The organism is Martelella sp. HB161492 (assembly GCF_013184775.1).
Classification (GTDB): Bacteria; Pseudomonadota; Alphaproteobacteria; order Rhizobiales; family Rhizobiaceae; genus Martelella.
On the sequence record NZ_JAATVV010000025.1, the window covers coordinates 1 to 13,883 of the forward strand.

Below are 13,883 nucleotides of genomic sequence, written 5' to 3' on the forward strand. Positions count from 1 at the left end.
TAGGGCTGAAGACGAGCCATTTGCTCGTCCGTCAGCCAAAACAAATTACTCATCAGTCAGGCTCCTGCACACCCGTCTGAATCATAGTCGTCATCATAGTCGTCAATTCAAATCAATGGGTCCTGACCCTAGCAGACACTCGCCCCTCACCAAGCCGTCAGTCCATGTTGTGCGATGCCACCTATTTCCGGTTTGGGGTGATGCTGCGCCGCAGTGTTAGGCTGCCTTGCGAACGTCCGCAGAGGGCCGAAAGCGACTATGCGCCTATTGAGCGTAAATGTCTGCTTCGCCAATTTTTGAAGCCGAAAGCTGCCGTTCCGCTATCGGCCCGTTTCTGCCGGTCCGGAAGAAAGCGCCGCCATTCCGGTCGTCCGACGACCGAGCCGGGATTCCTAAGGCTGACGTTCATCGCAAGTGCAGCGAATGCACAGGTTGGGCGGATGAAGCTACCGCTCCGGCCTTTGCTTCAGCCCGGCCTTGCCTCACCCCGCGAAGCGGCGGCCGTCAGTCGAGCAGCAGCTCGCTCGACACCGTCCATAGGCGGCGGGCGATGAGCGGGTCCAACGCCCACTCCTTGACCCCATGCGGATGGTCGGCCAGCGAGGCCTCGTTTCCGACGGTGTAGGCTTCGCGGCAATCATCGAGATAATGTCCGCCGGTATGCGCAAATTCCGGCAAGGCGGCCGCTACCATCGTTGTCGCGGCCCCCTGTTCAACGGTTTTGTAGCGAAAGACGCCCGCGGCGGCGGCGGCATCCAGCGAGGCCCTTTGCTGCGCCGTGAAGTTGCGCTGCAAGCCGGTGACGACGCCGCCGGGATTGACCGCATTGGCGACGATCCCGTCCGAAGCCCAAAGCCTCGTCGCCTCGACCGCGAACAGGGCATTGGCCGTCTTGGATTGGGCATAGGCGATCTGTGGGTCGTAAGGGCGACGTTCAAAATGCAGGTCATCAAAATCAATGCCTGCTCGCATATGCGCGGTCGAGCTCAGGGCAACGATCCGGGCACCGTTCCGCTCTGCCGCGCCCCGAGCCAGCGCGCGATGCAATCCCGTGGCAAGGGCGAAATGGCCAAGGTGGTTCGTCGCGAACTGGAGTTCCCATCCTTCCGGGGTACGTTCAAGACCACCGGTGACGACGCCGGCATTGTTGATCAGCAAGTGTAGCGGCGCGTCCCAGGACTCGACGAAAGCTGCAATGGACGACCTGTCTGCAAGATCGAGGTAGGCAACGCCCGGCGCGGCAGCCTTGGTTTCCCGTTGGATATCTTTCGCCACCTTCCGACCGACGTCGAGGTTGCGTACGGCGAGCACGACCTCGGCTCCGGCAACGGCTAATGACCGGGCGGTCTCGATCCCCAGACCCGAGGATGCGCCGGTGACGATGGCGCGGATCCCCTGAAGACTGATACCGGACATGACCTCTGCAGCGGTGCTTTCGGCCGTGAACGGGGTGGAAATGAGGGAGGGTGCGGGCATGATGGATCCTGACGGTTGCACACAATCGAGGCATGTACTAAACAAAATGACAAAATCTGTAAAGCTAGAATAGCTCAGGAGGGAGCCATCGATGCCGAACATCGGAGATGCCGCACAACGTCCCGTCGCCGAAGGCAATGCGCGCCGCATCGCTATCATGCATGCCGCTCTCGCGACCTTCGCCCGTTTCGGCTATCGCAAGACATCCATGGAGGAGGTCGCGCGTGCTGCCCGGATTTCCCGCCCGGGCCTGTATTTCCTTTTCGCCTCGAAGGAGCAGCTTTTCCGCGAGGTCGTGTCGCACGTCCTTTGGGAGGACCTGGCCGAGGTCGAACGCCAGCTCAGCACGCCCGGTTTGCCTCTGGCGGAGCGCATCGTGTCGGCCTTCGATCAATGGGCGGGCCGATATGTCGGCCCCCTGGCCCGCGATCTCGCCGCCCTGATCGAAACCAATCCGGAGATACTAGGCGATATTGTCACGCAGGCGCCCGAACGCTTTTCCGCTTTGGTCACCGACGCGATCACCTCCTCGGAGACGCCTGAGCACAGGGAAAGGGCCGCAGCCCTGGCGCAGACCCTGATCAGTGCGTCGATCGGCATCAAGTATCAGGCAGACACGCGCGACGAATATACTGCGCGATTTGCGACGGCCGTCGATTTGTTGCTGCGGTGACCGCCGAATCCTTGCCACCACGCGGCGGCTGAGTTCCGTGCCGGCCATCCTGTGGGCGCGGCATTACAATCAAGCAGGAGCAAAGAAGATCCTGCCTTGGGACGGGGAATCCTGAGCCGAAGTCTTGGGACGTGTAATGAAGCTCCTGGCGAAAATGACCTCCTATCAGAAAGCTGGGAACACCATTGTTCTCGTCGGCCAAGGGCCATTTTTCAAGGAATCTCTGAGACTCCCATGGAGCGATAGTTCAACAACGTACATGGGCGCCCATACCCATTCAGACGCGTTCCCACAGGCTGGGAGGTCGTCGAGAACTACTCCAACCGCGCGTCATGACCCCTTAGTCTCCCAACGCTAACCTTGGCCTGCCTATAACCATTGCTGCACGACGCCCTGAATGACCGTTTCGGGGTAGCCGAACCGCAGCGTTGATCCTTCTGGCGAAGGTCGGCTCTGGGCCGAAAGTGACTTTGCAATTAACCAAGCGCGAACGTCTGTTGTGTCGAGCTGACAGAAAAGACCCGCCATTCCCCTCCCGGCCTCAAACACGGCAAAACGACCGCTGAAAGCGGGCCGCTCACGGCTGCGATGTTTGTTCCAGCGCCGCGCATAGATCACAAGCGCGGACATCCACGATTGCTTTGTGGATCGAGATCTTGCGAACGGAGCCGGGGCCGGAGATCACAAGGACTACGGTCTCCTTCGGCGGACATCCCGGAAGGTGGCACGCGAGCTCGTTGACCGAGACAATGTCGCTGTCATCAAGCGATAATGCAGCTCTGGTCCAGCCCTTGATCGAGGATGCCGCATTGACAATGTTGCGGCCGCGCGGGGCGAGCGGATTGATGAAACTGTGGCTCATACGCGTTTCTTTTTTCTCGGTGCGGCGATGATGACAGCAAAAAGTTCGCGAATCTGGCGTTCTGGCAAATCAATACCGATGAGAACCAGCCGTGTTCGGTGATCTTCTCCAGGCCATCCATCCAGCCTGACAAGGGGATCGAGACGATGCTGCACAGCATGAACGACCATCGGCCGTTCGAGGTCATCACTCAGCTGGACGATACCCTTCAGTCTCAACAGGCCCTGGGCGCGATACTCCGTCAGAACCTTCAGAAAGGTTGTCAGCCCCTGCGGCGTCAGCGGGGTTTCGCTTGTCAGGGAAAGGGCCATGATCTCATCGCCATGTCGATTCGGATCATGGCTGTGATCGTCGTGATCATTCAGCCCTTCCATGGCCAGCCAGCCGATGACGTCTTCGCTCTTGCCCGATGGCGAATACCGTCCTGATCCCAGAAGTGCGACGAGGTCAAAGTCCTTGGCGTGCCTGTCATGGAAGGTTGCGACCGGATTCAGGACTGAAAGCGCGCGGACCAGGTCGCGATCCACGTCACAGAGATCCGTTTTCGTCAGGATGACATGATCGGCAAAGGCAAGCTGCTTCCATCCCTCGAGAAAGGCATCGAGGGTCGCGCGGCCATGAAGCGCATCGAAAGCGGTCATCACCCCTTCGAGATAGAAATGGCGCGCCACGACATGATCGCGCAGGCCGAGAGCCGGCGCCCCACCGGGAATGAGGCTGTTAATGATGGGAGCGGGATCGGCAAGGCCCGTTGTCTCAATCACCACCCGCGAAATCGGCGGAACATCCCCGCGCAGATACGCCTCATGCAGCTCGAACAGCGACACTCTGATCTCGCTTGTGGCCGTGCAGCACAGACAACCGGTCGTGGTTCGGAAATAGCGTTCTGATCCCTGACGAATCAGATCGTGGTCAATGGCAACGTCGCCGAATTCGTTGACGATCACGGCAGCCGCGGCCATACGCTGATCTGAAACGAGCATGTTGATAAGGCTGGTTTTCCCTGCGCCGAGATAACCAGTGAGCAAGGTTACCGGGATCGGGTCATAAAACTGCTTCAAGGGCTTTCCTTCGCTGGAGAGCATCCGTGTCACTGGCGCGGCGAAGGACGGGCTCAACGCGACGCCGTTGCCACCACACCATTGACAAATACTGGCTATGTAATGTTATTACGTTTGTCAATGAAAACGTAACGTAATAACATATCCATGTGGATAAAGGCGGCGCCCGTTCGGGCTGCGGCCATTGAGCTTTGACGCAACATTGCGAGGTTAGAACATGACGGACATTGATCCGACACCAGTTACCGTGCTCACCGGCTATCTTGGCTCTGGCAAGACAACCCTTCTCAACCGGATTCTGACCGAGCCTCATGGCAAGAAATTTGCCGTGATCGTCAACGAATTCGGCGAGGTCGGCATCGACAATGACCTGGTTGTCGATACCGACGAAGAGGTCTTCGAGATGAACAACGGCTGCATCTGCTGCACGGTTCGCGGAGACCTGATCCGGATCCTCGAAAGCCTGATGCGACGGAAAAACCGCTTTGATGGCATTCTGATCGAAACCACGGGCCTGGCCGATCCCGCACCCGTTGCACAGACCTTCTTTGTCGATGAGGACGTCCGCAAGAAAACGCGGCTCGATTCCATCATTACCGTTGTCGATGCGAAACACCTGCTGGGAGAACTGGACCACGCCCATGAGGCGCAGGAACAGCTTGCCTTTGCCGATACGATCATTCTCAACAAGATTGATCTTGTGGACGCAGACGCACTGGCTGCAGCGGAAGAGCGTATCCGGCGGCTGAACCCGACGGCCAGCATTCTCCATACCGAGCGCTGCAATCTCGATATTTCGAGCCTGCTCGACAGAAAGGCCTTTGACCTCGATCGCATTCTTGAGGTCGAGCCGGAATTTCTGGAAGAGGAACATGATCACGAGCATGATGATCATGTCGCAAGTTTCTCTCTGGTCGAGCGGCAGCTGATGGATCCGGCCAAGTTCTTTCCCTGGCTTCAGTCAACGGTTCAGGCCTTCGGCATCGACATGCTGCGCATGAAGGGCATCATTGCCTTTGAGGGCGACGATGACCGCTATGTCGTCCAGGGCGTCCATATGCTGCTTGAGGGCGATCACCAGCGCCCCTGGAAGGACGGAGAAGAACGGATTACCCGTCTCGTCTTCATTGGCCGCAACCTGCCGCGTGACATCATTACCGATGGCTTCGAAAAGTGCCGGGCAATGCCGCTCGCTGCTGAATAGGCGCGCGCCGAACGCAGACGAAAGAGGAGCCACGCCTCCAAGAGGGCGCGGCTCAGGCAGCTGACAACGCCATTCAGATTGCTTGTTTGGGGTGGAATAGCCGCCCCCTCTGTCGTCATCCCCGTGCTTGTCACGGGGATCCAGGCCCTTCAGGGCATTGGATCATAAGGGGCTTTCGCCGCGCGGACGCGCGTCGGCTGGATGCCTGTGGACCAAGCACAGGCATGACATCAGTAAAAGGGCGCGAGGTTTGTCAGCAGTCAGAGCCGCGCCTCCAGGAGGGCGCGGCTTTTTACGCCGGCTGCGTGAAACGGCACTAAGGCTGCTGAACGAAGGACCTAGTACGGAATGATCCAGACCGTCCCGGTTTTGGGGTGCCGGGAGATACTGGCATCGATATCGTAGACCTCTCCGAGACGCTGCGGTGTCAGAACGGCTTCCGGTGTCCCGCTGGCAACAAGCTTCCCGGCCTGCAACAGGCAAAGACGATCGCAGAACATCGATGCGAGATTGAGATCGTGAAGTGCCGCGACCACGGTAACGCCGAGGCCGCTCACGAAACGCAGCAATCGCAGCTGGTGATGAATATCGAGATGATTTGTGGGTTCGTCCAGGATGAGAATGCGCGGCTGCTGCACCAGCGCCCGGGCCAGGAGTACGCGCTGGCGCTCACCACCGGAAAGCGTGCGAAAGAGACGTTTGCGCAGCGGCTGAAGTTCCAGCAGGGTGATCGCCGCTGACATCAGAGCACGGTCGCGCGCATTGTCAGCGGCGAGCAGCCCCTTGTGCGGCACACGGCCCATGGCAATGATATCATCGGTTCTCAGCGCAAAATCAGTCGGTATGTCCTGCAGAACCGCGGCGACCCTTTGCGCCACCCACTGGCGCGGCTTTGTCCAGGCGTCAATACCATCGATAAATACCTGACCGCCGTCCGGACGGTTGCGGCCATAAATGGTTCGAAGCAGTGTCGACTTGCCGGCCCCGTTCGGCCCGAGAAGGCCAATGAACTCGCCGGCGGCAACATCAAGACTGACATCATCGATCAGGCGACGGTTGCCCGCACGAAATCGGATCTCTCTCAGGCAAAGCTTTGCAGGACGGATCATCCGCGTTCACTTCCGGCATTCTTGACGAGCAGAAAGATGAAAAACGGCCCTCCCACAAGGGCTGTGATAATGCCAACAGGCAGCTCGATCGGCGCAATGATGGACCGGGCGACAAGATCCGCGCCAACCGTGAAACTGGCGCCGAGCAGGGCGGCCGCCGGAAGTGCACGGCGATGCTCTGTGCCAACCATGAAGCGGACGATATGCGGCATGACCAGGCCCACGAAGCCGATCACGCCGCAAACGGCAACCGTCACACCGGTCATGGCCGCGATCAGCACGAACATGCGCCGGCGAAACCGCTCAACATCGAGGCCCAATGCTTCGGCACTCTCATCACCGGCAAGAAGCAAATTCAGCCGGCGCGCCTGCAGCAGGAGGTAGGCAAGACCAATGACAAGAGCGGCAAAGGGCAGCGGCAGCAATTTCCATTGGGCAGCACCAAAGCCACCAAGCGTCCAGAACAGAACCCGCGATGCCAGCTGAGGGTCCGGCGCCGTCAGCACCAATAGGCTGGTAAGGGCGGACAGGACGGCGTTCAGGGCGACACCGCCAAGGATCAGTCGGCCCGGTGTCAGACTGCCGCCCGCGCGGGCGATGGCAAAAACAATGGCAAGTGCGCCAAGGCCGCCAAGGAAGGCTGCAATATTCAGGGTAAAGGTGCCCAGTCCGATCAGCCCCCAGCGCATGACGACAACCGCGCCGGTTGCCGCACCGGAGGAAACGCCGAGGATGCTGGGGCTGGCCAGCGGATTGCGAACCAGCGCCTGAATGGCCATGCCGGAAACGCTCAGGCTGGCGCCAACCAATGCCGCCATGCTCACGCGTGGCAGCCGCGTCTCAAGGATGATCGTCTGTGCGCTTGCGCGCCAGTCAGCCGTGATCAGCGCGTCGCCGCCGAGCGCATGGAGAAGGATAGAAAGCGCTGTTCCAGCCGGAATACGGACGGAGCCAACCATCAGCCCGGCCATGCAGATGACAGCGAGCAGAACGGCGAGCAACAGCATGGCGGAAACCAGGATGCGTGAGCCATGATCCGGAAAGGAGGCCCTTTGCAGACTGCTGGCACACTGCTGCGTCGGCGTCATTTCCGCTGTGCGCAGCAGCTGCATCAGCGCAGCCTGTTCATCCTGTTTCGCCATATCGTATTGGGTGGATGGCATGTTTCTGACCTTGCCTCAGAAGACGGCGGCGCGAAAACCGCCGTCCAGCCGCTTAATCGGCAAAAACGTCCGGGTGGAAAGCCCTGGCGAGACGTTCCACCGCGTCGATCGAGCTTGGTCCCGGCTGACCGAGAACGGAACTGATCGGGATGAACCGTCCATTCTCAATCGCATCCGTTCCGGCAATGGTCGGTGTGGCCTTGAGAATGTCGATGCGCGCTTGTCCCAGCGCTCCGTCCGGATCAGTGACGACCTTGCCGCCCGCCGTTCCGGAATAGAAGACAACGATCGCTTCGGGATTGCGATCGGCCACCTGTTCCCAGGAAACCTGCCCGAAGCGATTGTCGACATCGCCAAAGATATTCTGTCCGCCAGCTCTTTTGACGACATCCGAAAGCATCGCATTTCCGAGAACGGCGTTGGGCGCGGATTCGCCGCCATTGAAGATGAAGACCGGAACGGCATCCGCGCCTGCCAGCTTCGCATCAATGGCATCAAGACGCTCAGAGATCGCGCCAATCAGCGCATCACCACGTTCGGGAACACCGAAGATGCCGGCGATGGAACGAATTTCATCAAACAGGCCGTCAAAACCGAACTGTCCGAGATTGCAGCCTTCCGGATTGAGATGCGTCTTCATGCCCAGGTCCTGCAGCTGTGCGCGGCTGTGGCGCGATTCGCTGAAGCCATCGGGATAGCCCGCATAGACGAAGTCGGCATTGGCATCGACAAGCTGCTCTGTGGTGGCCACCAGCGGCGAAAGAACAGGAACCGCGTTATAGGCCTCGCTATATTGCGGCGAGATCTTCAGAGCCGCCATATAGGACGTCCCGGCCATATGATCCTGAAGGCCGAGGGCCAGCATCAGCTCCGTCGCATTATTGCTCAGTGTCACGGCATGTTCAGGTGCCTTTTCATAGACATTGGTAATACCGCAATTGTCGTCGACATAAGGAAAATCCGCGGCGATCGAGGGACCCGTCAGAGCAAGTGCTGCACAGGTCATTGAAACAACGGCAAGAAGTCTTTGGCGGACGTGGCAGAATGTCATGGAAATCTCCTGGATGCTTATGCCCGAAGGCATTCGGAAGGCTCAGCACCGTCATCGTGGCTGGTGATCAGTTCGGGGAGGATGGTTCTGGCAAAAAGTGACAGGGCGGTCTCCGCCTCATCGAGCGGCAGAAGACCGTTTCCGCTGAACATCAGGCGAATAGACCGGGCACCGCTTCGCTTGCTTAACGCCTGCAGCTGTGTGAGACACATGTCCGGCGTGCCGAAGATTGTGTAGCCGTCCAGCAACTGCTGAAGACCGCGCCGCGCCGGCGGTTGCTGGCCGCGCATTCTGGCGAGCGCATTGCGACGCGCGTTGATGCGTTCCAGGAACGGCTCTATCTGCGCCGAGGCCGCCTTCTGCGTTTCGGCGATGATGATGTAGCGCGACAGCGATGATGCCATCAGCGCTTTTGGCGCTCCGCCGTGACGGGCGAGCGACTGCCGAAACCTCGGAAGCTGGCGTTCCTCGTTCGGTTCGAGACTTAAGAGCAGCGGAAAGCTCTTGCGGGCAGCAAGGTCGATGGTCTGGTCCGAGACCCCCGCAACATAGATGGGTGGATGGGGATGCTGAACCACCGGCGGCCCGACCGCAACATCCGAGAAGTGCCATCCCGGGCCGTCGCTGGACACTGAGGGCTGCTGCCAGGCCATGAGCATGATGCCAAGCGCTTCTTCAAATCGCTGCTTCATCACCGCCTCGCCAAGGCCGAGGGCTCGGAAGCTTGCAGGATCCGTTCCCCTGCCGATGCCGACATCAACGCGCCCCTGGCTTTGGAAATCGAGCTGGGCAACCTGTTCAGCCAGAAGAAGCGGGTGATGCAGCGGCAGGACGAGCACCGAAGTCCCGAACCGCAGACGCTCGGTCCTGGCGAGGATGTCTGCCCCCAGCAGGAGTGTCGAGGGATATGCGTTGGTGTCGCGACGGAAATGAAATTCGTTGAACCAGATGCCGCCATAACCATAAGCATCGGCGCGCTCAACCAGCCGCATCAGGGCATGATGGTCGCCAATGGCATCCTCACGGGCAAAGCCTGCCAGATCAATCCGCACGCGACGTCACTCCGCATTTCAGGGCTCGCCGCGCTGCTGGGGCTGAGGACAGATTGACGTCCAGGATCTGGCAAAGGGGCTGCAATTCAGGAAACTCCGTGGGTGATTACGGAGCCTTTGCATAAACGTAATGTAATAACATATCAACAACGAATGGCAGTTTTGCCAGCTGATTTTCTGCAGCGTTTGCTGGAGGTCGGCGAGCCACCTCCCGGCAGGCCCACGGTCTCAAAACGCGCTTATGGAAGAGAACACCCTTGATGCTGAGCCGCGACATTTCATGCATTTCGCAACTACCGAATCCGGGCCGTCCCCGGCCGTCCGCCAGCCAGCGGACAGGACAGAGACGCGGCCTGCGCCCGCCCCTGCCCTGATCCCGCCGGCTGCGGGAAAAAGTCTAGATACGTGGATCGCCGAGCGGCTTTCCGAGTTTCGGCTGGCCGCCGAAATAGGTTGGAACATCCGGCCGGTAAAGATCATCCAGCTTGAGCGAGAGGTAGTTATAGGCTTCAGTCACATATTCATCACCGACCCGGGGCGCCTGCTCAACCGCATCGCGCGCGATCATCGCATATTCGACCGGCATATAGGTCAGGCTTTCCAGCGCCAGCAGCTTGACGCGCGGCTCTGCATCACTGAACAGGATATCGGACAGTACCTTTCCGGCGGCAGCACCGTCAGGCGTGTGACCGATCACCTCGGCAAGGACGCAGCGCACATGGCCGCTTTCGTCATTCTGCATGCATGCAACCACATCCGGCCTGACCGCATCCGGTATGACGCCAAGCATGAGCAGGCTCTGCGCGGCCCAGAAGCGCATGATCTCATTCCCGCTCTTGAGCGCGGCGACAAAATCACCGGCATTTTCCGTTTGCTTCTGAAGCCCTCTGGCAGCGAGCGCCATCACATCCTCGATCGGATAGGCCCCTTCGGCACGGCTCGGCCAGTAGCCTTCCGCCGCAATACCCTCAGGGATCAGACCGTTGTCATTGACGGCGACCATATGCTGGTCGAGCGCCGTGCTCAGCCGCGCCAGCTGTTCGCCATAGGCTGGATCTGCGGCAAGGTTTTCAAGCTGATAGGGATCGGCGGCAAGGTCATACAGCTCTTCAGCCGGTTTCTGCTGCCAGAAGCGATCCTGCGCGTCCGTGAGCGTGCCCGCCAGATGCTCCCGCTCCCAGGCCTGATAGCCATGGAGCTGCCATTCATAGGCATTGTGAAGACCATAGGCGCGGTGTGGGGAATAATTGCGGATATAGCGAAACTGCCCGTCCGTTGCCGTGCGAACCATATCATAGCGCTCATCCATCCGGTTACGCATCGAGAAGGCGATCTCGCGGCTTTGCGGCGCGGCGCCAAGGAAAGGCTTGCCATGCATATTTTCAGGGATGCTGACACCGGCGATTGCCAGCGTCGTCGGCGCCATGTCGACATTGCTGACAACCTGGCCGGTCGGCTGTCCCGGCTGGAAACTGCCACGCAGATGCGCCAGCGCTTCAGGCACGCGGACAATAAGCGGAATGTGCAGCCCCTCATTGTAGCAATAGCGCTTGGACCGCGGCACAACGCCACCATGATCAGCCATGAAGATGACAACCGTGTTGTCGGCCAGGCCATCCTCGTCCAGCTGGTCGAGCAGGGTTTTCAGCGCGACATCCTGACGGTCGACAAGATCGACATTCTGGGCAAAGGCCGTGCGGATTTCAGGAATGTCGGGCAGATAGGGCGGCACGGTGACGCTGGCCGGATCCGTCTTGAGATCGCCTGAGAAGTGGATCGCACGCGATTCATGGGTGATCAGATAGTTATAGACGCAAAAGAACGGCTTGCCTTGCGGGCGATTGCGCCAGTGGGCCGTAATTGAACATTCATCCCAGATCCTGTCCGGATCAAGGTCGCAATTATAGTCGGTGAACACGTTGTTGGTCGCGTAATAGCCAGCTTCGCGCATCAGGATCGGGAGCGGCTTGAACTCTTCAGGCACATGACCAATTCCGCGCATCTGATTGGCCGGGCCGCAGCTGTCGGGATACATGCCCGTGACCAGGGCGAAGCGTGATGGCGAGCACACGGGAGCGACGGAATAGGCATGATCGAAGCGCGTGCCTTCCGCCGCCAGCCGGTCGATCGTCGGCGTTGTCGCCAGCCCGTTACCATACGTGCCGAGCAGGGGCGCGTGGATGTCGTGACAGACCACCCAGACGATATTGGGCGCGGTGGATTGTGTCTCAGCCAGCGTCAGGCGCGGCAGCGCGGCAATGCCGACCGTTGCCGCCGATGCCATCAACATGCTGCGGCGGGTGATTTTCAGGGGTGCAGACATTAACTTCCTCCTGTCATGTCCTGAGGTCTATCCCTGCTCATCGCGGCAGGGGTGATAAGGCCCGCTGCGTCTTGCGGCGGGTTGAAAGCTTGCGGTGCTTTGGACGCTAGGTGTCGCCGGCCAACACAGCGGCCGTACCGGATCCGGCCTGCGCCAGAATCCGCGGCACTTGTGCCATCACATGGGCGGGGGCTTGCCTTTTGCGCAGACAATCGGCCATGAAATCCATGTAGGGCGCCATATGGGAAAACATGATCTGGTACCCTTCACACAGATGGTTGCTCCATTGCCGTCCGGCCTGATGGATGCGATGCTTGGGACATCCACCCTGACAGACAAAGCGCCATTCGCAGCGGTTGCATCCATGCGGCAGACTTGCCTTTGCAGCAGCGAAACTGCGCTGCGCCTTGCTGTCGACAAGACGAGCCAGAGCGTCGCTATTGATGTTGCCGAGCTTGTTTTGCGGATAGACATAGTGATCGCAGGAATAGACATCGCCATTCATCTCGACCACGAGGCTTTGACCGCAGCTTGGCTGCATCACGCAAAGGGCGGCACTTTGCCCTGTCCAGGCCAGAAGGCTGTTGTCGAACAGCTGCACGAACACGCTGCCGACATCTCTTCGAACCCATTCATCGAACACCGCCGCCATGAACTGCCCATAGTCCCGGCCCGAAACGGACCAGCTTGTGAGCACGGCATCCTCACCGGCATTTTGCGGATGGAGGACTTCGCCCGTCTGGCGGCCTGGTGCACGGCGCTCCACTGCCGGTATGAACTGGATGAATGTCGCGCCGAGCTCCCGGGTCAGATAGCGATAGATGACGACGGGATGCACCGCCGTCGTTGCGTTGACGACACAGAGAATATTGATCTGGACGTTGTGTGCCCGCAATTGCTCCAGGGCGCCAAGCACCCGGTCATGAACGCCCTTGCCATTGCGGGAAACGCGGTGCGCGTCATGCAGATCCGCTGGCCCATCGATCGACAGTCCGACGAGAAAGCCGTTCTCGCCAAGGAACTGGGCCCAACGCGCATCAATCAGCAATCCGTTGGTCTGAATGACATTGGTGATCGTCTTGCCGCGGCCATATTTTTTCTGGAAGGCCAGCGCCTTCTCGAAAAAGCCTATACCTGCAAGCGTTGGCTCGCCGCCCTGCCAGGCAAATTCTATCGCATCAGCGGGACTGGCCTCGATATAGCCGCGGACATAGTTCTCAAGGGTCCGCTCGCTCATGACTCTGCGTTCGCTGTCCGGCTTCAGCGTACCGCTATCCTTTTCCAGATAGAAGCAATAGTCGCAGGCGATGTTGCAGCGAAAGCCCGTCGGCTTGGCCATCAGATGAAAAGGGCGGCGCGCCGGACGGGTTTTCCGGCTTGCATCCTGCATCATGTTCATTCCTCCCACCGATCGCACGAGCTCCAGGCACAGCACACCCAAGGCAACGGGTTCCTCAAACCCACCCATGGCAATCAGCACTAACTAGTACATTGCATGTACTAAGTTAATACATAATCCGTCTCTCCAGAACCGTCAACATTCTCCGGAAAATTTCATTTTGCGGCGACGGTTCATGCCATCCGGCGAACCGGCTTTCAATGGGAGGCCTGGCATGAGCCGCGACGAGCTGTCCCGAGACATCCCGCCGAAACAAGAACGCTGTGTCCATCTTCCATCGTGATCCCGAGATGTTTTTTGTGGATGAGGTCTATATTTATCTATTTGATATTAATTAGTATTATTCAGACGACCTCACCGTTAAGCCCCAAACCTAACAGCATAGGCATCTTGTCGCCGTTCAATTTTCCCATGCATTGAATAGCCCCGGGTTTTGTAGACACCCTCGGTTTAGATTTTCTGCTGTCGTTCGAAGTCGACGGGCGACAGCATGCCGTTGCGGGCGTGTTT

General features: G+C 59.2%; 11 protein-coding genes. 2 read left to right on the forward strand and 9 right to left on the reverse strand.

All coding sequences use genetic code 11. The features are described 5' to 3' along the window. Positions 1-504: 504 nt before the first annotated feature. Positions 505-1,476, reverse strand: coding sequence for an SDR family NAD(P)-dependent oxidoreductase (locus tag HCK86_RS23490; RefSeq protein ID WP_176086928.1), 972 nt, complete (start codon positions 1,474-1,476; stop codon positions 505-507). A gap of 91 nt (positions 1,477-1,567) precedes the next feature. On the opposite strand from HCK86_RS23490, the gene HCK86_RS23495 reads away from it, so the two are divergent. After that, positions 1,568-2,149 carry a TetR/AcrR family transcriptional regulator gene (locus HCK86_RS23495; RefSeq protein WP_176086929.1) on the forward strand — a complete coding sequence of 194 codons (582 nt, stop codon included), beginning with the start codon at positions 1,568-1,570 and terminating at the stop codon, positions 2,147-2,149. 577 nt (positions 2,150-2,726) lie between these two features. Here HCK86_RS23495 and HCK86_RS23500 read toward each other — a convergent pair. After that, positions 2,727-3,011: a hypothetical protein gene (locus HCK86_RS23500; RefSeq protein WP_176086930.1), complete on the reverse strand. Its 285-nt coding sequence runs from the start codon at positions 3,009-3,011 to the stop codon at positions 2,727-2,729. Then, complete coding sequence (locus HCK86_RS23505) at positions 3,008-4,072, reverse strand: GTP-binding protein (protein ID WP_246739751.1); 1,065 nt, start codon at positions 4,070-4,072, stop codon at positions 3,008-3,010. The genes HCK86_RS23500 and HCK86_RS23505 overlap by 4 nt, the downstream gene beginning before the upstream one ends. 217 nt (positions 4,073-4,289) lie before the next feature. Between HCK86_RS23505 and HCK86_RS23510 the strand changes: the two genes are divergently transcribed. Next, a complete protein-coding gene (locus HCK86_RS23510; RefSeq protein WP_176086932.1) occupies positions 4,290-5,276 on the forward strand; it encodes a GTP-binding protein in 987 nt (328 codons plus the stop codon). A 338-nt stretch (positions 5,277-5,614) separates the two neighbouring features. On the opposite strand, the gene HCK86_RS23515 is transcribed toward HCK86_RS23510, so the two are convergent. The 6 genes from HCK86_RS23515 to HCK86_RS23540 all read right to left on the reverse strand — a co-directional run bounded on the left by HCK86_RS23515 (position 5,615) and on the right by HCK86_RS23540 (position 13,367). Further along, complete coding sequence (locus tag HCK86_RS23515) at positions 5,615-6,385, reverse strand: ABC transporter ATP-binding protein (protein WP_176086933.1); 771 nt, start codon at positions 6,383-6,385, stop codon at positions 5,615-5,617. Next, positions 6,382-7,548, reverse strand: a complete 1,167-nt coding sequence (locus HCK86_RS23520; protein ID WP_176086934.1) for an iron ABC transporter permease — start codon at positions 7,546-7,548, stop codon at positions 6,382-6,384. The genes HCK86_RS23515 and HCK86_RS23520 overlap by 4 nt, the downstream gene beginning before the upstream one ends. 52 nt (positions 7,549-7,600) lie before the next feature. After that, positions 7,601-8,599, reverse strand: a complete 999-nt coding sequence (locus HCK86_RS23525; protein ID WP_246739752.1) for an ABC transporter substrate-binding protein — start codon at positions 8,597-8,599, stop codon at positions 7,601-7,603. Between the two features lie 17 nt (positions 8,600-8,616). Continuing rightward, complete coding sequence (locus HCK86_RS23530; RefSeq protein ID WP_176086935.1) at positions 8,617-9,651, reverse strand: LLM class flavin-dependent oxidoreductase; 1,035 nt, start codon at positions 9,649-9,651, stop codon at positions 8,617-8,619. A 397-nt stretch (positions 9,652-10,048) separates the two neighbouring features. Next, positions 10,049-11,974 (reverse strand): sulfatase, encoded by a 1,926-nt coding sequence (locus HCK86_RS23535; protein ID WP_176086936.1) that lies wholly within the window; start codon positions 11,972-11,974, stop codon positions 10,049-10,051. A 106-nt stretch (positions 11,975-12,080) separates the two neighbouring features. Continuing rightward, entirely contained in the window at positions 12,081-13,367 is a 1,287-nt protein-coding gene (locus tag HCK86_RS23540; RefSeq protein ID WP_210260025.1) for an anaerobic sulfatase maturase, read from the reverse strand. Between the last annotated feature and the right edge of the window lie 516 nt (positions 13,368-13,883).

What these genes read in the sequence shown, in the direction of transcription:
- HCK86_RS23490 (WP_176086928.1), bottom strand. Translation starts at nt 1,476, where the DNA reads ATGCCCGCACCCTCCCTCATTTCCACCCCGTTCACGGCCGAAAGCACC.
- HCK86_RS23495 (WP_176086929.1), top strand. Translation starts at nt 1,568, where the DNA reads ATGCCGAACATCGGAGATGCCGCACAACGTCCCGTCGCCGAAGGCAAT.
- HCK86_RS23500 (WP_176086930.1), bottom strand. Translation starts at nt 3,011, where the DNA reads ATGAGCCACAGTTTCATCAATCCGCTCGCCCCGCGCGGCCGCAACATT.
- HCK86_RS23510 (WP_176086932.1), top strand. Translation starts at nt 4,290, where the DNA reads ATGACGGACATTGATCCGACACCAGTTACCGTGCTCACCGGCTATCTT.
- HCK86_RS23515 (WP_176086933.1), bottom strand. Translation starts at nt 6,385, where the DNA reads ATGATCCGTCCTGCAAAGCTTTGCCTGAGAGAGATCCGATTTCGTGCG.
- HCK86_RS23520 (WP_176086934.1), bottom strand. Translation starts at nt 7,548, where the DNA reads ATGCCATCCACCCAATACGATATGGCGAAACAGGATGAACAGGCTGCG.
- HCK86_RS23525 (WP_246739752.1), bottom strand. Translation starts at nt 8,599, where the DNA reads ATGACATTCTGCCACGTCCGCCAAAGACTTCTTGCCGTTGTTTCAATG.
- HCK86_RS23535 (WP_176086936.1), bottom strand. Translation starts at nt 11,974, where the DNA reads ATGTCTGCACCCCTGAAAATCACCCGCCGCAGCATGTTGATGGCATCG.
- HCK86_RS23540 (WP_210260025.1), bottom strand. Translation starts at nt 13,367, where the DNA reads ATGATGCAGGATGCAAGCCGGAAAACCCGTCCGGCGCGCCGCCCTTTT.